This window comes from Nonomuraea sp. NPDC049504, from assembly GCF_040676845.1.
Taxonomy (GTDB): domain Bacteria; phylum Actinomycetota; class Actinomycetes; order Streptosporangiales; family Streptosporangiaceae; genus Nonomuraea; species Nonomuraea salmonea.
In genome coordinates, this window is record NZ_JBFAPT010000001.1 from 279,608 (window position 1) to 297,784 (window position 18,177).

An 18,177-nucleotide genomic window follows, 5' to 3' on the forward strand; every position below is an offset into this window, starting at 1 on the left:
GACGGCCGAACCTCGCTGGCACCGCGACCTTAACCGCGCGCGCCGCGCCCGGTCTGCGGAGGATTACCCAGAACGCGGCGATCGGCGGTCATCACCCGGCGGGCGGGCATGCCGACGTACGGGGTGGCGGGCCGCAGCGGCGGCACCATGTGCACGCGGGCCGAGCCGATGTCGAAGTACAGCCCGACCAGCTCCAGCTTGCCCGCCCTGACCAGCTCGTCCACCTTCCGGTACGTCCGCAGGTTCTCCAGTTGCTGCTGCACGTTCACCCGGCACAGCACGTCCAGCGCCCCGCTGTGCAGCCGGTCGCCTTCGAGCTCGATGAACGTGGCCAGGCTGTGGTGCCCGTGCCGCAGCCACCGGCGCAGCCCCGGCAGGCTGCCCGCCTGCACGCCGCCGCTCAGCACCCCCGCCATGGCCCCGCACCCCGAATGCCCGCACACCGTGATGGTCCGGACGTTCAGCACCTGCGTGGCGTACTCGATGGCGGCCACCACCGAGTCGTCGTGCGGCTCGGCGCCCCTGCGGGGGACGAGGTTGCCGATGTTGCGCACGGTGAACAGGTCGCCGGGGCCGCTCGCGGTGATCAGGCTGGGCACGATCCTGGAGTCGGCGCAGGTGATGAACAGGTGCGACGGCTGCTGCTTGCGGGCCAGCTCGGTGAAGATCGGGCGCACGAGCGGCGCCGTACGGCGGTGGTATTCGCGCGCGCCCGCGGTGAGCTGGCACTCGGCCCCCACGCTGTCAGGCGGCTCGGCGGGGGCGCGGCGCCGGTGCGCCCACGGCAGCCACGACCGGTCGGGCGCCTTCAGCGGCGACTTCTTCGGCAGCGTACGTCCCCCGCTCGCGGCCAGCGTGTACCACTCGTCATGCAGCTCGTCGATGTCCACCGTGCCGCCCGTGCGCTCGTGGTCGAGCCGCCAGGAGTGCAGGGCCTCGAAGGCCGCGTTGTCCATGAAGTCGATGTTCAGGTCGAGGTCCACGTGGGCGCCGGTGGGCACGGCCCGCAGCTCGTGGGTCAGCCGCGGCACGCCGAGGAACGTCAGCGACCCCGAGATCGTCACCCGCAGCCGGCCCTCGCGGTCCTCCCGCTTGAGCACGGTCACCATGGTGAGGCGGCGCAGCGCCAGCAGCGCGGCCAGCGCCAGCCCGGCCAGCACGCCCTCGGCCAGCCCGAGCAGGATGACCGCGACCATCGTCACGACGTACACCGGCACCTCGCCGTGCCCGTGCACCTTCTTGATGTGGCCCAGGTTCACCATCTGCACGCCGATGAAGACCAGCAGCGCCGCCAGCGCCTCCAGCGGGATCAGCGTGATCGTCCAGCCGAAGCCGAACGCGAACACCAGCACCCACACCCCGTGCAGAATCGCCGACCACCGGGTACGCGCGCCCGCCTGCACGTTCGCGCTGCTGCGCACGATCACCCCGGCGACCGGCAGCCCGCCGAGCGCGCCGGTGACCATGTTGGCCACGCCCTGGCCGGTCAGCTCCTGGTCGAGGTCGGCCCTGCGGCCGGTGTGCAGGCCGTCCACGGCCACGCAGCACAGCAGCGACTCGCAGCCCGCGAGCAGCGCCACCAGCAGCACCGCGGCCACCACCAGGTGCCAGTCGCCCTGCGGCAGCACGGGGAAGGCCCACTCCGTCACGCTGTCGGACAGGTCGACCCGCGTCACGTCCCAGCCGAACGCCCACGCGGTGACCGCCGCCGCGAACAACGCCGCCAGCGGCGCCGGCACCACCTTGACCGGCTTGGGCAGCCGCGTCCACAGCGCCAGCACCAGGATCGTCAGCACGCCGACGGCGACCTTGTGCCCGTGCAGGTTCGCGATCTGGCCGGGCAGCTCCACCAGGTTGGCCACCGCCGAGCGCTGGGAGCTGCCGCCGAGCACGATGTGCAGCTGGGCGAGCGCGATGATCACGCCTACGGCGGCCAGCATGCCGTGGATGACGGCCGGCGAGACCATCAGCGCGGCCCTGGCCGCCTTGAACACCCCGAGCACGAGCTGAACGGCCCCCGCCAGCAGGGTGATCATGCAGGTGGCCCGCCAGCCGTAGGTGTGCACGAGGTCCACGACCACCAGCGACAGGCCCGCGGCGGGGCCGCTCACCTGCACCGCCGAGCCGCCCAGGGAGCCCGCCACGACGCCGCCGACCACGGCGGCGATCAGCCCGGCGACGAGAGGCGCTCCCGAGGCCATCGCGATGCCCAGGGAGAGGGGCACCGCGACGAGGAAAACCACGAGCGAGGCCGGCACGTCATATCGGAGGGTGCTCAGCCAGCTACTCTGCGTGTCGCGGAACATGGAGCAAACCCTATTGCTCCGTCTCCCCCGCTTTAGGGGGGCGTCACGCTGGTTTTACGGATTAATGGGTACGAAAGATCATCTGTAATAGTCGTGCGGAAGGTCCTGCTCGGGGGCCGACCTGCGGTGGCTGCCGCGGCCGCCCTCCTTCTCCTGGCCGCCGCCGTACGCGGGCCAGCCGCCCTCAGGCGCCGGAGGCTCCGGCCAGGACGCCGCCGGGCTGGTGGTGATGTCACCCGTTTCGTACGCACCCACCGCGAACGGGGACGCCGGCTGCGCCGGAGGCGGCGTGGGAGCCGAGAGCACGTCGTAGTTGGAGACCGCCCGGCCCGGCACGGTCGGGGTGCCGGTGGCGGGGGAGGGGCTCGTGAGCGGGTCGGAGTCGTCGGCCACGGCGTAGCCGGAGCGCACCTCGTAGGAGGTGGGGTAGGACGAGCGCGCGGCGGGCTGCTCGAACGCCGGCCAGGAGCTGGCCCCGCCGTAGGGGGTGTCGTTCGGCGCCGGGTCGTCGAGGATGTCGGGCGAGGCGGCGGGCCACGAGCCGGACGTGCTGCCGGGCCGCGCGGTGCTGCCGTAGGAGGGGTCGAGCGGGTCGGGCGTGCCGCCGTGCGTGCCCCCGTAGGCGGGGAACGGGTCGCTCGTCGGGGCGCCGTGGATCGGCGCGGCGGGAGCGGCCGGGAAGCTGCCGCTGGAGGTGGGGCTGACCGCGGGGAACGAGCCGCTGCCGGTCGCCGCGGGGGTGGCGGGATAGGAGCCGCTCGCCGAACCCGCGCCGTAGCCGCCGCCCGTGGCGGGGTAGTTGGAGGAGACGCCGCTGGAGGCCACCGGGGCGGGCCTCGTGGTGGACCTCGGGGCGGGCCTCGTGGCAGGGCTCGTGGCGGGCTCGGGAGGCGTGGGGGCCGGCACCGGCTGGGCGCCGGGGGCGAGGATGCTCATCACATCGGCGGTGGGCGCCGCGAACGTCACCGTGCGCTGGTCGGCCAGCTCGGACTGCGAGGGTTTGGCCCGCTTCTGCGGCTCCACGAGGTCGGCGAGGTTGGCGGCGGCGGGCTGGCGCTGAGGGAGCGGGGCCTGCACGGTGGCCGCGTTGGGGTCGACGGAGGCGGCGGGCTGCGGCTTGGCGGGACGCCGCTTGGCGGGGCGCTCACCGGACCGCTCGGCGGGACGCCCGGAGGAACGTCCGCCGGGCCGCGCTGCGGGCCGATCAGTGGGCCGATCAGTGGGCCGGTCGGTGGGCCGGTCGGCTTGGGCGGCGGGACGCTGCTGCTCGCGCTCGGCGGGACGCTCACGCTCGGACGGGCGCTCGACAGGACGGGAGGCGGCCTTTCTGGCGGCGACGGTGCCACCCGCACCGAACCCGCCCTCCTCCGCGTCACTGCGGATGCTGGCCCAAAACTCCTCGTCATCGTCGTCGTTGGTGGGGTTGCCCCACTCGTCGACGCCACGACGGCCACGCTGACCGGTGCGGACCGGCTTGGTTTTCGGCTCGTCTATGGGGCTGAAATCGGGGCTGAAGTTGGCCATCCGCGGCTCATGCTTCGCGAACTCGTCCGTCGAACGAGTCTGGGTCTGCTCCTCTTTCTCGGCCATCTCCTTCAGCCGTTCCGGAGGAAGCGAGCTCTCCCTGCGGTTCATCGAACGCATGCCCAGTGCCACGACGACGAGCACGAGGAGCACGACAGCGACCAAGCTCACTACGACCGCGATCATTGCACCACCCTCAAAGCCATGGCCTCCCTCTGGCACCGATGAGATCGCGCGGCCATCGACGCGATCTGCCCCCTTTGATCACCAGTGCCTAACGATTGGATCTGATTGTGTCGGACCACTATGAGAGTTGTCACACCCTACGTGAAGAATTGGTACACCGGCACCACATGCCGTGTTCGGGTGTTCACTCGATGTTCACCGCCGTGAGCCGCCCCCGGGCGATGGTCTGGTTCGCGATCTGCTTCAAGATCTGCGGGAGCTCCGAGCCTTCGGCGCTCTCGACCTTGTCGTCCAGCGTGTAGACGGTGAACCGATAGCTTGCCTTCTCCTCACAGGGCGGCTCGTAGCCGGCCCGCCCGCTGGTCACCGTCGCCTGACCGGAGCCCTCAGGCGGGTCGGCGGCGGCGTTGGGGCCGAGCTCGGTCGTGGTCGCCGGGATGTTGTAGATCACCCAGTGGACGGCCGAATCGGACCCCGTGTGGCTGTCGGCCACGATCGCGATCGACTTCGCCTCGGACAGCGGCTGGCTCGACCAGCGCAGCGGCGGGCTGCCCTGGTCGCCGTGACAGGAGTATTCGCGCGGCAGCGGTTTGCCCTCGCGCAGCTCAGGACTCGTGACGTTGATCTCCGCGATGTCCTTCGCCTGTGATCTGCCGATGAAACCGAGACTGCCGCAACCTGACAAGGCGAACGCGACACCCACCGCCGTCACAGTGGCGGTGACGCGTCGCACGCGTGATGCCGTGTTACACAGCCCCATGCCGGACGATGCTACGCGGGTCTCGGCGGTGCGCAGACCGTTTCTCGATGGTCCGTGGTCGGTAAAGGATCCGAAAACAGCCAGAATGACGGCATCCGGGTAGTGAAGTTGACCACATGAACGGGGCATGAGGAGGTCTCGCGGGGCTCCGTCTCACGGACCGATACAGCCTTGCTACCTGCGAGTTCATCGCGTAGGGGGGCGATGGGGAGGTCCCCCGGCCAACCGCCCGAAAAGGGACATAGGTTTCGGACCGGGCGTTCAGCAGAAAACCAGGTGTGCCAGCTCGCACAGCAGGGTAGCGGAACCGCTCCGGTGCGCAATCACCGGGGCTCCGTCTCCGGGCCTCTGTCTCCGGGCCTCTGTCTACGGGGCTCCGTCTCCGGGGGCTCTATCTCCGGGGCTTCCCGCGGTGGGGGCGTCTCCGCGGACGGCGGCTGCCACGTTGCGTGAGGCGATCGCGCAATGGTGCGGTCACGCGCTTGCCGGGCCTGGCTGGCACGAACGTGGCGCCGCCGACGTGGCCAAGCTCGACAGCCTGCGGTTGGCCGCCACCGAGCATGGCACCGCACCCGGCGCCCGTCCGACCCGACACGCCGTGCCGCACCGGGGATCTTTACCACCCGCCCCGGGACCTCCCCGGTCCGGCGGATGAGCGAGACGGGATGGTAGGCCCGGATATCGGGTGAGGCGGTGGATTCGTACCGCAGGTGAACTGATCGCCTGCCCGGTTCGCACCCTAAGCTGGGCTTGTGACGTCAACAGGCCCGCTGCGCGATCCGGCGAACCGCGTCTCGCCCAAGGCGATCAGGTTGTGGCTCCTCGAATCGTTGATCGCGTTCGCGTTCTTCATGGGCGGTGCGCTGCTGGTGTCCACGTGGGTGGGCGGGAGCGGGTGGTCATGGGTGCCCGATTGGTTCGCTGAACACTCGTGGCTGCTGCCCGTGGCGGTCCTCGTCGTGGTGCTGCCGTTCCTGGTGGCCGAGCCGTTCGTACGGTACGCCGTGCACCGCTGGGAGCTGTCAGGCGACGTCGTCTATGCCAGGTCGGGGTTCCTGACCAGGGAGTGGGTGTTCGTGCCCGTGAGCCGCATCCAGACGGTCGACAAGGGGCAAGGCTGGTTCGAGCGCATGCTCGGCCTGGCCACCCTTGAGATCCGTACGGCCTCCCACGCCGGCTCCTCCACCATCAAGGGCCTCGACTTCCACGTGGCGGCGGGCCTGGCCGAGCAGCTCGCGCACCGCGCCGAGCAACTTCGGGACGACGCCACATGACCGGCCCCCACCCCGGCACCCCGGACCACCCGCCATCCGACGACGACCGCGAGGCCCCGAACGGGGGCTCGCAGAGTCCGGTGCCGCCGCCTCAGGGGCCGGTGCCGCCGCCTCCGGAGATGGGGGTCCCTCATCCGCCCGGCGGTCAGCCGATGCCGCCTACTGGCGGTCAGCCGGTGCCGCCTCCTGGAGCGGGTGGGGAGCGGGGGCCGTGGGAAGGGCCCGGGGGGCCGTACCCCTACCCCCAGCCGGGGCGGGCGCCGCAGCGGCTCAGTCCCAAGGTGCTGCTGATCGACCCCGTACGCATGCTGCCCTCCCTCCTCCTCCCCTTGGTGGGCGTGCTGTTCGTGGGCGGCTTCTCGGCCAGGTCGTACGGCTTCGCGGCGGTGGGAGTCGTCGCCGCCGTGGTGTACGCAGTGGTCCGCTGGGCGACGTTCACGTACGAGATCGTCGGCGACCGCCTGGAGACCAAGCAGTCGCTGATCAGCCGCTCGATCAGGACCATCCCCCTGGAACGCATCCGCGGCGTCGACGTCTCCACCCCGCCCATGCACCGGCTGCTCGGCCTCGCCGTGCTCAAGATCGACACGGGGGCGAGCGGCGACGAGGAGGAGGCCAAGCTCGCCGGCGTCACCCTCGACGAGGCCGAACGCCTCAAAGCCGTCCTCCTCCGCCGCACGTCCGCACCGGCGACCCCCGGCGCCCAGGCCTATGAGCCGGCCCAGCCCGCCGAACGCACGATCTTCGCCGTACCCAGGAAGTGGCTGCTGTACGGGCCTTTGTCCGGCGCGTACCTCCTCACCCCCTTCGCCTTCGCCGGCGGTGCCGTGGGGCTGGCGTTCCAGTGGGGCGACGAGCTGGGCTTCGGCCGGGACGCCGCCTGGAACGCCGGGCAGTGGCTCTGGGACCACCCGTACCTGTTGCTCGTGGTCGCGGTGCTGCTCGTGCTGGCGATGCCGTTCGCGGGCGGGGTCATGTACGCCGTCTTCAACTGGAACTTCCGCCTCAAGCGCCGCGACGGCTACCTGGTGGCCGAGCGCGGGCTGATCAACCGGCGCAGCGTGTCGCTGGAGTTCCAGCGCGTACGCGGCTACGAGATCGTCGACGGCCTCGCCGAACGCTGGGCCGGGGTCGTCCGCGCGTGGGCGATCGTGACGGGGCTCGGCGACTCGGAGACGCGGGGGCAGCTCCTGCCCGACGTACCGCGTAACGTCGCCTTCCAGGTCACCGGCGACGCGATCGGCCCTTACCGGGGCGAGCTGCGTCCCCACCCGCCCGTGGCCCGGCAGCGGCGGCTGTTCCGCGCGATCGCCCCCTGGGCGGCGGCGGCCCTGGTGAGCGCGGTCGGCGTGTGGGTTCTCGGGACGATGATCTGGTGGATGCTCCTCATCGTTACCCTGCTGCTCGCCGCCGGCGGCGTCCCGCTCGGCCTCGACCGGTACGCCTCGCTCGGCCACGGCTACGACGGCCGCCGGCTCTCCGTACGGTCAGGGTCGCTCCGGCGCGCACAGGCCGTGGTCGAACGCCGCGCCGTGGTGGGCTGGCGACTCCGCCAGACCTGGTTCCAGCGGCGCGCCGGGGTGCTCACGCTGATCGCCGGCGTGGGCGCGGGCAAGGGCGGCTACTCGGCCATGGACGTCTCGATGACGCAGGCCGTCGACCTCTCCACCGAAGTGACCCCAGAATGGCTCGCCCCCTTCCTCAACCAGAGCGCTGACGAGGATGGGACGGCGGGAGGCGATCCCCTCCGCCGCTCCTGATCCCACCCCCGGCATCGAGGTGATGCCGTGAGCGGTCGGCATGCGCAGGATTCGGACACGCCGGGACGATGCGGGGCTGGGGGCGGAGGTTCGAGCGGGGATGGCCGGCGTCCGGCGGTGGTCATCGCGCGCGATGGTCCGGGCGGCAGGAGGATGGGCGGCGGTGCCCTGAGGCGGGCCGGACATGGTGCGGGTGCCTTCGCTCGCAGCAGCGTTCCGCTTCAGACGTGTCCACGCGCGGGCGCGTTCGCGTGCCGCTGCGCTGTGGCGCCGACGGTCTCGGGTGCGCGAGCGCCTGGACACCGGGCTCGGGCACCGACGTTGTCCGGGTGATGCCGTGGCCACGTGGGCGTTGGCCGGGTGGTGCGTTGTTGGTCCGGGTTCTGGCTTGTGCGGGTGGTGCTGGGTTTGGGTGGGTTGGCCGTGGAGGGGTTTTCCCTGGCCTGGTGCGGAGCGGTCAGTCCTGGCGGCGGGCGCCGAACATGATCTCGTCCCACGTCGGAACGGACGCGCGGCGGCCCCTCGAACCCTTGCGTCGGCCCGAAGCGGGCTTCGGCGCGGGCACCGGGACGGCGGGCTCCTCCTTGCCGTCGTCCTTGCCCGCCCGTGCGGCCGGGACCGCAGGAGGGGCGGGCTTGGGCTTGGGCGCCGGACGCGGCTTCGGCTCCTGGACGGGCTCCGCGGCCTTCTTCCCACGATCGGCGTCCTGCTGCTCGGCCACGGCCGCCGGCTCCTGGGTCTTCTCCGGCTCGGGAGCGGCCGCCTTCTCGGACGGCTCGGGAGCGGCCGACTTCTCGGGCGCGGCAGGCTCGTCCGCGCTGGAGGTCTGCTCGGCGCCGGTGGCCCGGCTCGCGGACGCCGCCTGGCTCGCGGGTGTGGGCCGGCTCGCGGCGGTCGCCTCGACGGTGCTCGGCGCCTCGCCCGTGTTCGCGGGCTGTGCGTCGGTGGGCTCGGCCGACGTGGGCTGGGCGGTCGGCGCCTGCTCGGCGGCGGGCGTCGGCTCCTGGCCGGCGGTGGGCTGAGCCGTCGGCTCCTGTACGGAAGCGGCGGCGGGCTCAGGCGAGGAAACGTCGGCGGGCGTGTCTACGGTGACCGCCTTCTCCGCCTCGGAGGTGATGGACTCGGCCTGCGGAGCGGCGTCGTCTTGTGCCGCAGCGGCCTCGGTGCCGGCAGCAGAGACGTCGGCGGCCTCGGCCTGGGTCGCTGGGGCATCCCCAGCCGCGGCCGGGGCCGCTGGTGCATCGGTGGGCGCGGCCTGAGTAGCCGGGGCACCGGTGGGCACGGGCTGGGTCGCTGGTGCGTCGGCGGCCACGGCTTGGACCACCGGAGCGTCGGCGGCCACGGCCTGGGCAACCGGAGCGTCGTTGGGCGCGGCCTGGGTCGCCGGAGCGTCGGTGGGTGCGGCCTGGGCGTCGGGCGTCTCGGCCTGGGGCTGGCCAGCGGGCACGGTCGGCGTCGTCTCTGCCGCCTGCGCCGGTGTGGCCTCGCGGGCGGCTTCGGTGGGCGCCGACGACTCGGCGGGCGCGGAGACCTCCGGAGTCTTGGGCTCGGCTGCTGGCGAGACGGCCTCGGTCTTGGGCTCGCCTGCCTCGGAGGTCGCGCTTCCGGGCGACGCAGAGGTGGCCGCAGCGGCGGTTGCGGCAGCGTCGGCGGTGGCCTGGACCTGGGGCTCAGCGGCGGCGTTGGGTTGAGGCGCAGCGGTGGTGCTGGCCGCAGGCTCAGTGGCGGTGGTGGCCTGGGACTCAGCGGTTGTGCTGGCCGCGGGCTCAGCGGCGGTGGTGGCCTGAGGCTCAGTGGCGGTGCTGGCCGGGGTGTCAGTGGCGGTGGTGGCCTGGGGCGCAGCGGTGGTGCTGGACGCGGGCCCATTGGCGGTGGTGGTCTGGGGCGCAGTGGTGGTGGTCGGCTCGGCGGTCGCGGTCGCGGTGACGGGCTCGGGCTTGGTCGGCTCGGTCGCCGTGGCAGCGGCGTCCGTGGTGGCCTGGGGCTGCTCGGATGCGGGGGTGGTGGCCTCGGGTGAGGGTGCCGCCATTTCCTGAGCGGGCGTGAGTGCTTCGGCGGCGGTCGCCGGGGATGCGGCGGGTGCCGGCTGCTGGACGGCGGGCGTCGCGTCGGCAGCCGGCTGCGTGGTGATGGGCTGCTGCTGTGCGAGGTGCTCGGCGGCGGGCGCAGGGGCCTGGGGGCGGGGCTGGGTGGCCTGCTCAGGAGACGCGGTGGTGGCGGAGGCGCTCTGTGGCGTGTCAGCGGGCCGGCTCTGGGGCGCGGCGGAGTCACGGCCCGCCGGACCGGTGGGCTCGGTGACAGGTGCGTGATCGGCCGGGCGAATGAGCTGGGTGGCGCCTGAGGTGTGGTCGGCCGGGCGGGTGGGCTCGGCGGTGACCGGGGTGCGGTCGGCCGGGGCGTAGATCGCGGACTCGGGGTCGCGGCCGGAGCTGAAGTCGGGCAGCCATGGCGAAGACCCGCCGCGGCGGGTCGGGTCGCCGGGGCGGGTGTAGCCGGTCTCGCGGCCCGGTTCGGGCCGCGGCTGCTCGTGCGTGGGCGGGTGGAACGGCTCGCGGGCGGCCGGTTCCTGCCGCGCGGGATCGCGCGTCAGCGGGTCGAAGGGGGCGGGGCGGCGTTCGTCGCGGGTGGACGTGTCCGAGGCCGCGGGCGGTCCGGCCGGCGCGGGCGGGTCGAAGAAGTCGTCGTCGTGGGAGGAGTCGCGGGTGCCGCGCGACGACGGGTACGCGCCGTCGCCGCTGCGGCCGGTCGGCTCGTAACCCACCGCCGGCTCCTCCGGCTCGCGGCGTACCACGGACGGGAACGGCAGCGTCTCGGAGGAGAGCGGCGGCACCGGCTGGAGCTTGGCCACGCGCGGCGCGAACGGCGTCACCGTGGTGTCCTCGACCACCGGCGGCTCGGGGTCGAAGTCGGCGGCGGACAGGCGGAGCGCCTCGTCGTCGTGCGGGGTGACGTGGCGCTTGCGCGGGTCGAAGAGCCACTCGGCGTGGCGGGTGTGACCGTTCCAGACGTAGCCGAGCTTGACGCGCCAGAGGCCGTCGTCGCGCTTGGCGCTGTCCCAGTCGATCTCGTCGGTGGGCACGCCACGCCTGGTGAGGCGCTCGGCCACGAGGTCGCCGAGCGTGGGCCCTGGCGCTGACTCTCCCGGCATGCGTACGGCGACGCGCTGCGCCTGCTGGGCGACGTATTCCCGCTCTTGGAGCACCGGCCCCTCGAACCAGCGGACACGCTCGACCGGGATCCCGGCGGTCGCGGCTATCTCCTCCGCCGTCTCTCCGGCGCGGATGCGGGCCTGGATCTCCTTGGGGCGCAACGGACTCTCCACTTCGATCTCGTACTGGCCGAGACGGGAGAAGTTGCCGCGGACGGCAGCACGGAGCCGGTCGTCCACGGGAAGCGTGAAGCGCGTCCCTCGCCCGGCAGTAGCCAGCACGAGGTAGGTGCCGTCCTCACTCACCGCGACGAGTCGGAGCTCCTGCATGCGAGTCCCTTCGTCAGCGTCGCCATTCTTCCCCCGGACCCTTGAGTCTCTCGCGTGTGCCGGTTGCCTGCCAGCACCGTACCCGGCATGTCCGAACATCGCCTTCCTGGGATAGCCCATGGGCGATGTGACGCCGGTCACATTGGAGTCCATGCCTCTAGAGCCCGCCATCGCGCATGAGGAGGTTATGTGGCCGCGACGGGTTCTGGCGAATCGCGCCCCGCGCCGTCGAGCAGCCGAGCCGGTCGGCCAGGGCGGCCGGTCCCGAATTGGGGTGAAGTGCCAGGTGGCGGGCGGCGAGTCCGGCCAGATACGGCGCGCGGGCGGAGAAGGCGAGTCCCTCGGCGGTGACGTGGCAGGCGCCCCCGTCGGCGGTCCCCACGACGAACATCCCCGAGCGCGACAGCGACCCGGCGGCCCTGGCCAGGGCGGGGGAGTCGGCGCCGTCGATGGCCAGCGCGGTCACGGAGGGGCCCCGGGCGTGCCGGTGTATCCAGTCGAGCCCGGCCAGGACGTCCGACAGCGTCCCCGTGCCGGCGCACCCGAGGACGCGTACGGACGCGATGCCCGCCTCGGGCGCGGCGCGGTGGGCGCGGGACGCGACGCGGGTGCCGTGACCGCGGCAGTCGCGCCCGGTGCCGCCGGTGGCGTCGAAGGCCCGCCAGGCCAGGTCGTCGAACCGGTCGCGGCGGACCTTGACCCCGCTGTCCACGACGTACACGGTGGTGCCGTCACCCTTGGCTCCGGCCGGGGCGCGGCGGCTGGGTTCGCGGGTGGCCATGGCGTGGATCTCGCGGTCGGGCTCGATCGTCTGGACGCGCGGGTCGGCACGCAGCTCGGCCAGTTCGGCGGGCGTGAGGAAGGTCGCGAGGCCGGGCAGCGCCGAGGTGTAGTAGCGGCGTACTCGCCAGCGCACCTCCCCGACGAGGTCGCGTGCGGCCGCGCGGTCGCGGGCCGTGACGACGTAGGGGCGGGCGGGCTCCTGCGGCGTGTCGCGCAGGGCGAGGCCGGAGGCGGGCGTCATGGCCAAGGGGACGGCGGTCGTGGCAGCCGTTGCCACAGCCGCGGCGAGGTACACGGAGGGCAGGCCGAGTCGTCGGGGCACGAGTTACAAGGGTGCCTGTCACGCAGGTCGCACGAACACCGGGACACGCACTCACGTCTATTCACGAGAAAGCTCTTTACCGAACGCATGGTGTGAGGAAGCACTGATCGGGGGGATGGGCGGCGATCGGCCGCAGGCCGAGCCGAGCCTGCCGGCGGTGACGTGACGGAGGAGCCGCTCGGTTGCGGCGGGTCAGCCCAGGACGGTGTCCAGGTAGGCGTTGGCGAACAGCCGGCCGGGGTCCAGGCGGTCGCGCAGCGCGACGAAGTCGGCGAACCGCGGGTACGCCTTGGCCAGGTACGCGGCGTCCCGCGTGTGCAGTTTGCCCCAGTGCGGCCGCCCGCCGAGGCGGGTCATGATCTCCTCGACGCCCGCGAAGTACGCCGGGTTCGGCGTCGGCCGGTAGACGTGGCAGGCGACGTAGGCCGTGGCGCGCCCGTACGCGGTGGACAGCCACGCGTCGCTGGGCGGCGTCACCCGCACCTCGACGGGAAAGGTGATCTTCCAGTCCATCCGCTCGATCAGGTCGCGCACCTCGCGCAGCGCCTGGGCCAGCCGCTCGCGCGGGACGGCGTACTCCATCTCCAGGAAGCGCACGTCGCGCCGCGCCGTGAACTGCTTGTACGACAGGTCCACCGACGACGACTCCCCGAGCGCGGAGGCGCTGACGGCGTTGATGTGCGGGATGAGCGCGGGCAGCCGGGCGCCGAGCGCGCAGGCGGCGCCGAAGACGGTGTTCTCCAGGAAGACGGTCTCCAGCCAGCGCCGGGCGGGGGAGGGCGGCCGGGGCGGCCCCGGGCTGCGGTTGTTGGTCTTGACCAGGCAGGCGTCGGTGTGCGGCAGCCAGAAGAAGTCGAGGTGCTCGTTGGCGGAGGTCAGCTCGTCGAGCGAGCCGAGCATCTCGCTGAGCGCGAGTTTGCGCCGCCGGTTGCGCAGCAGGAACGCGGGTTCGACGCGGAAGGTGACGGTGGTCAGGACGCCGAGCGCGCCGAGGCCCACGCGGGCGGCGTCGAAGAGGTCGTCGCCGGGGGAGGCCGTGGTCAGGGTGCCGTCGGCGAGCACCATCTCCAGCTCGGCGATCTGGTCGGCGAGCCCGCCGCTGTCGCGTCCCGTGCCGTGGGTCCCGGTCTGTACGGCGCCCGCGACGGTCTGCTCGGTGATGTCGCCCATGTTGGCCAGGGCCAGGCCGCGCTCGGCGAGCAGTTCGTTCAGCACGCGTAAGGGGGTGCCGGCCTGGACGGTCGCCCGGTCGTCGGCCAGCGAGACGATGCCGGTGAGCGCGTCCGGCCTGAGCATGATGCCGTCGGTGAGGGCCACTCCGGTGAAGGAGTGGCCCGTCCCGACCATGCGTACGCGGCGGCCGGAGCCGGCGGCGTCGCGCACGGCGCGTACGACGTCGCCGGCGCGGGCCGGTACGCGGATCTCGGCCGGGGTGCCCGTCTGATTGCGCGCCCAGTTGACGAAGGCCACGAGCACCCTCCAGCGAAAGTCGTCCGGTTAAACGCGAACGATACTCATCTCTCCCAGCCTTCGGGAACGGGGAAGATGTCGCCGGGCTCCAGTTTCTGGTCCTTGATCACGTCGGAGACCGTGACCAGGTGGTAGCCCTTGTTCTTCAGGGTCTTGATCAGCGCCGGCATGCCGTCCACGGTCTGCTTCACCCAGTCGTGCATGAGGATGATGCCGTTCGGCTTGGCCACGGCCAGCGTCTGCTTCTGGATGGCCTTGACGTTCTTGGAGCTCCAGTCGGCGGAGCCCGCGGTCCACAGGATCATCGGCATGCCGAACTCGATGGCGACGTCGGAGACCTGGATGTCGGCCAGCCCGTACGGCGGGCGCAGCAGCTTCGGCTCGACGCCCGCGGCCTTCTTCACCGCGTCCTGCGTCTTCTTGATCTCGTTACGGATCGTCGCCGCGTCGCTCTTGGTGAAGTCGGGGTGGCTGTAGCTGTGGTTGCCGAGCTCGTGGCCCTCGGCGACCATGCGCTTGACGAACTGGGGGCGGCTCTTCACGTACTGGCCCTCAAGGAAGAACGTCGCCTTGGCGTCGTACTTCTTGAGCGTGTCGAGCAGCGTGCCCGCGTACTTGCCCGGTCCGTCGTCGAACGTCAGCGCCAGGCACTTCACCTGGGAGCAGTCAACGGGAGCCGCCTTCTTCTTGGCGGCCGTGGACTTGGCGCCCTGGGCGGGAGCGGGGGTCGCCTCGGCGATGGCCGCCGCCGGGGCAAGGGTCACGCAAACAGCCGCGATTGCTAGAAGTGAACTGATGTGTCGGGACATGACTAGTGCTTCCAGTGTGTTGGGTGTTGCGAGGGATCTCCCGACCGTAGCGGATCAACTCTCGGAGGGTGAAGCAGCCTCGGGAAGTCTCAGCAAACCCGAACCTCCGACACCGACGATCACCGCCACGACGGCCGCGGCCACGGAGAAGCCGTACGCGGCGGAGGCGCCGTACGACTCGGTGAGCCGCCCGCCCGCCCACGCGCCCGCCGCCACGCCGAACCCGATGGCCGTCGAGATCCACGCCATGCCCTCGGTGAGCAGCGACGGCGGCACCAGCCGCTCGGTGAGCGAGAAGCTGGTGATGAGCGTGGGGGAGATGGCGAAGCCGGCGAGGAACAGGGCGGCGGCCATGAGCCAGGCGTGGTCGATGAAGATGATCGGCACCAGGCCCACCACGAACAGCGCGAGCGCCCGTACGAACCTGGCCCGCAGCGAGATCCGCCAGTGCCGCGAGCCGAACCACAGGCCCGACACCATCGACCCGCCCGCGAACGCCGCCAGCAGGAACCCCGCGGCGCCCTTCACGCCGTGCTCCTCGGCGAACGCCACCGTGATCAGGTCCACCGAGCCGAAGATCGCGCCCAGCGCGAGGGCGACGCCGGCCAGCACCGCCACGCCGGGGATGAGGATCGGCGACCCCGACGACGACCTGATCTCCTGCACGGGCGGCTCGGTGCCGCGCTGCCCGGCCAGCGCGAGCGAGCCGCCCAGCATGCACACCAGCGCCACGATGAGCCCGGCGTAGGGGTTCACGGCGGTCGCGAGCACCGTGACCAGCGCGGGCCCGGTGACGAAGACCACCTCGTCGATCACCGACTCGAACGCGAACGCGGTGTGCAGCCGCCCGGAACCGCCGTGGATGACCGACCAGCGGGCCCGCACCATCGAGCCGAGCGACAGCGACGTGGCCCCGACGATCAGGCCGGAGGCGTAGTACGTCCAGTCGGGCAGCCCGGAGCCGGCGAAGACCATGAGCGCTGCCAGCGCGAGCGCGTTCACCACCGCGAACGGCGGGATCACCCGGCTCTGGCCGAACCGGTCCACCAGCCGCCCGGACAGAGGAGCGGCCACGGCGAAGGCGAGGTTGGTGGTCGCGGCGACCGCGCCGGCCGTGGCGTACGACCCGGTGAGCGTGGAGATCAGCAGGATCACGCCGATGCCGAGCATCGACATCGGCATCCGGCCGATGAGCCCGGCCAGGACGAAAGCCGCCGCTCCGGGCCTTTCGAACAGTCCCCGGTAAGGCCCGACCACGCTGTTTCCCCCTTACGTGAGCTTGAGCGGGCTAACCATTGCGCACCGTATGTCCGGATGGCAAGTGATTTCGCGCAGGGGTGAGTTAACGTGTCCCGAGTGTCCGGTCTTCCCAGCTTCCGCGCGGTCATGCTCATGGTCGCCGCCGTGCTCGTGGTCACCGCCGCGGCCGGAGGCGTCGTGGTCGTCCTGGGTGAGGATCTGGTCGGCACCGCCCAGGAGCAGCCCGTACGCAGGTTCCGCCCGCAACAGTCGCCCCAGCAGTCGCCCCAGCAGTCGCCCGCCCCGCGCCTCGACGAGATGGTGCCCACCGCCGAGCCGGTCAAGGACTTCGGCGAGGGCGGCCCCAGCATCACCGTCACGCCGCCGCGCGTGCTCGCCGTCGCGGCCGGCACCGTGCCCAAGCAGACCAGGTTCCGGCTGGGCGAGCTGGCCCACGTGCAGAAGGTCGCCGTGGTGGACGCCGGCGCCGTCAAGGTGTCGGGCACGTCGCTGAACCTGCTGGCCGTGGACCCGGCCGAGTTCCGCTCCTGGACCCCGCGGCCCGTCGCCGACCAGCCCGCCGTGTGGAGCGCGCTGACCAGGGGCGAGCTGGTGGCCGACGCGGACGCGATGAAGAAGTTCGGCATGATCCTGGGCGCCGTCTACCAGGTGGACAGCGGGCCCAGGCTGCGCGTCGCCGCCTCCGCCTCGCTCGGGCTGCACGGCGTGGACGGGCTCATCAGCGCCGACCTCGGCAGGTCGCTGGGGTTCGCGCAGGGCGTCGCCGTGCTGCTGCACGGCAAGGAGGGCAAGATCAGCCAGACGGGCGTGAAGAAGCTGCTCGGCAAGCGCAGCCAGGTCGTCGTGCTCGACGCCGCCGCCCGCACGCCCAAGCGGCGGCAGCCGCCCGCGCAGCAGCAGGTCACCGTCGGCCGGCCGAGCAGCTATCTGGAGCTCTACAAGGCCGCCGCCACCCGCTGCCCCGGGCTGTCCTGGACGGTGCTCGCCGCCATCGGGCAGGTGGAGAGCGGGCACGGCCGCAACAACGGGCCGTCGAGCGCGGGCGCGCTCGGGCCCATGCAGTTCATGCCCGCCACCTGGAAGCACTACGGCGTGGACGGCGACGGCGACGGCAAGAAGGACATCTGGAGCCCGTACGACGCCGTGCCCGGCGCGGCGAACTACCTGTGCGCCAACAAGGCCGGGCAGGGCGGCGAGCGGCTGCGTAAGGCGATCTGGTTCTACAACCACTCGTGGGACTACGTGAACAAGGTGATGTCGATCGCCGACGCCTACGCGAAGGCCTACGCCTGAGGCCGCCGGCGCGGGGGCGGGCAGCAGGTCAGCGGGCAGGGGACGGGTTCGGGCTCGTCCATCAGCTCGCGCACCATCCGCACGAACGCCGGATGCGTGCCCGCCGTCGCCGCCCGCTCCATCGGCAGCTCCAGCTCGGCGGCCACCTGCCTGGCCTCGGTGTCGAGGTCGTAGACGACCTCCATGTGGTCGGAGACGAACCCGATCGGCACCAGCACGACCGAGCGCGCGTCGGTCTTGCGGAGATGGTCGCAGACGTCGGGCTCCAGCCACGGCACCTGCGGCGGCCCGCTGCGCGACTGCCACACCAGGTCCCACGGCTCGGTGCGGCCCAGCGCCCGGCTCACCAGCTCGGCGCTCCTGCGCAGCTGCGCCTCGTAGAGGCCGCCCTCGGGGCCCGCGGTCTCGGCCATGGACGTGGGGATGCTGTGGGCGGTGAACACCAGCCTGGCGTCGTCGCGGCCGAGCCGCTCGAGGGCCGCCCTGGTGTGGTCGGCCATCGCGGTCACGAACCCGGGGTGCTCGCCGTAGTGGCGCATCTTGACCAGCTCGGGGCCGTCCTCGACGGAGATCCGGTCGATGTCCTCGTAGTATTGGCGGCAGCTCGAGTAGCCGGCGAACGCCGACGTGGCGAACACCGCGGCCTTGCGCACCCCGTCGGCCTTCATCTGGCGCACGGTGTCCTCGCCGAACGGGTGCCAGTTGCGGTTGCCCCAATAGACCGGCACCCCGGCGACCGGGCGCAGCGCCTCGACCAGGTCGCGGTTCTGCTGGTTGATCGGGCTGACCCCGCCGAAGCCCTGGTAGTGCTCGGCCACTTCGAGCAGCCGCTCGCGCGGCACGCCACGGCCGCGCACGACGTTCTCCAGGAACGGCATCACGTCGTCGGGACCCTCGGGGCCGCCGAACGAGAGGACCAGCAAGGCGTCGTAAATTCCCACGTGACAACCCT

Annotated in this window: 12 protein-coding genes; 3 read left to right on the forward strand and 9 right to left on the reverse strand. The window is 72.2% G+C overall.

The features are described from left to right. Window positions 1-29: 29 nt before the first annotated feature. The 3 genes from AB0K28_RS01260 to AB0K28_RS01270 form a co-directional block, all read right to left on the reverse strand. On the reverse strand, window positions 30-2,306 hold the full coding sequence (locus tag AB0K28_RS01260; protein ID WP_364363637.1) for a SulP family inorganic anion transporter: 2,277 nt from the start codon (window positions 2,304-2,306) through the stop codon (window positions 30-32). A 78-nt stretch (window positions 2,307-2,384) separates the two neighbouring features. Beyond that, complete coding sequence (locus AB0K28_RS01265; RefSeq protein ID WP_364363640.1) at window positions 2,385-4,016, reverse strand: hypothetical protein; 1,632 nt, start codon at window positions 4,014-4,016, stop codon at window positions 2,385-2,387. Window positions 4,017-4,200: 184 nt separating this feature from the next. Then, the gene (locus AB0K28_RS01270) at window positions 4,201-4,749 is read right to left on the reverse strand and encodes a YbhB/YbcL family Raf kinase inhibitor-like protein (RefSeq protein ID WP_355413447.1); all 549 of its coding nucleotides are present in this window, start codon (window positions 4,747-4,749) and stop codon (window positions 4,201-4,203) included. A gap of 779 nt (window positions 4,750-5,528) precedes the next feature. On the opposite strand from AB0K28_RS01270, the gene AB0K28_RS01275 reads away from it, so the two are divergent. After that, window positions 5,529-6,050: a PH domain-containing protein gene (locus tag AB0K28_RS01275; protein ID WP_345387429.1), complete on the forward strand. Its 522-nt coding sequence runs from the start codon at window positions 5,529-5,531 to the stop codon at window positions 6,048-6,050. A gap of 281 nt (window positions 6,051-6,331) precedes the next feature. Further along, window positions 6,332-7,810, forward strand: a complete 1,479-nt coding sequence (locus AB0K28_RS01280) for a PH domain-containing protein (protein ID WP_364363645.1) — start codon at window positions 6,332-6,334, stop codon at window positions 7,808-7,810. Window positions 7,811-8,267: 457 nt separating this feature from the next. Here AB0K28_RS01280 and sepH read toward each other — a convergent pair whose 3' ends face one another. The 5 genes from sepH to AB0K28_RS01305 all read right to left on the reverse strand — a co-directional run bounded on the left by sepH (window position 8,268) and on the right by AB0K28_RS01305 (window position 15,929). Continuing rightward, window positions 8,268-11,288 (reverse strand): septation protein SepH, encoded by a 3,021-nt coding sequence (gene sepH / locus AB0K28_RS01285; RefSeq protein WP_364363648.1) that lies wholly within the window; start codon window positions 11,286-11,288, stop codon window positions 8,268-8,270. 157 nt (window positions 11,289-11,445) lie between these two features. After that, window positions 11,446-12,393, reverse strand: coding sequence for a protease inhibitor I9 family protein (locus tag AB0K28_RS01290; protein WP_364363651.1), 948 nt, complete (start codon window positions 12,391-12,393; stop codon window positions 11,446-11,448). A gap of 192 nt (window positions 12,394-12,585) precedes the next feature. Then, the gene (locus AB0K28_RS01295; RefSeq protein WP_364363654.1) at window positions 12,586-13,863 is read right to left on the reverse strand and encodes a D-arabinono-1,4-lactone oxidase; all 1,278 of its coding nucleotides are present in this window, start codon (window positions 13,861-13,863) and stop codon (window positions 12,586-12,588) included. Between the two features lie 44 nt (window positions 13,864-13,907). Beyond that, window positions 13,908-14,627: a polysaccharide deacetylase family protein gene (locus AB0K28_RS01300; protein WP_345387415.1), complete on the reverse strand. Its 720-nt coding sequence runs from the start codon at window positions 14,625-14,627 to the stop codon at window positions 13,908-13,910. A gap of 99 nt (window positions 14,628-14,726) precedes the next feature. Then, window positions 14,727-15,929, reverse strand: a complete 1,203-nt coding sequence (locus AB0K28_RS01305) for an MFS transporter (protein ID WP_364363657.1) — start codon at window positions 15,927-15,929, stop codon at window positions 14,727-14,729. A gap of 99 nt (window positions 15,930-16,028) precedes the next feature. Between AB0K28_RS01305 and AB0K28_RS01310 the strand changes: the two genes are divergently transcribed. After that, window positions 16,029-17,225, forward strand: a complete 1,197-nt coding sequence (locus tag AB0K28_RS01310; RefSeq protein ID WP_364363660.1) for a lytic transglycosylase domain-containing protein — start codon at window positions 16,029-16,031, stop codon at window positions 17,223-17,225. Here the strand turns inward: AB0K28_RS01310 and AB0K28_RS01315 are convergent. Continuing rightward, a complete protein-coding gene (locus AB0K28_RS01315) occupies window positions 17,216-18,166 on the reverse strand; it encodes a ferrochelatase (RefSeq protein ID WP_364363663.1) in 951 nt (316 codons plus the stop codon). The two genes, AB0K28_RS01310 and AB0K28_RS01315, sit on opposite strands and share 10 nt — an antisense overlap. Between the last annotated feature and the right edge of the window lie 11 nt (window positions 18,167-18,177).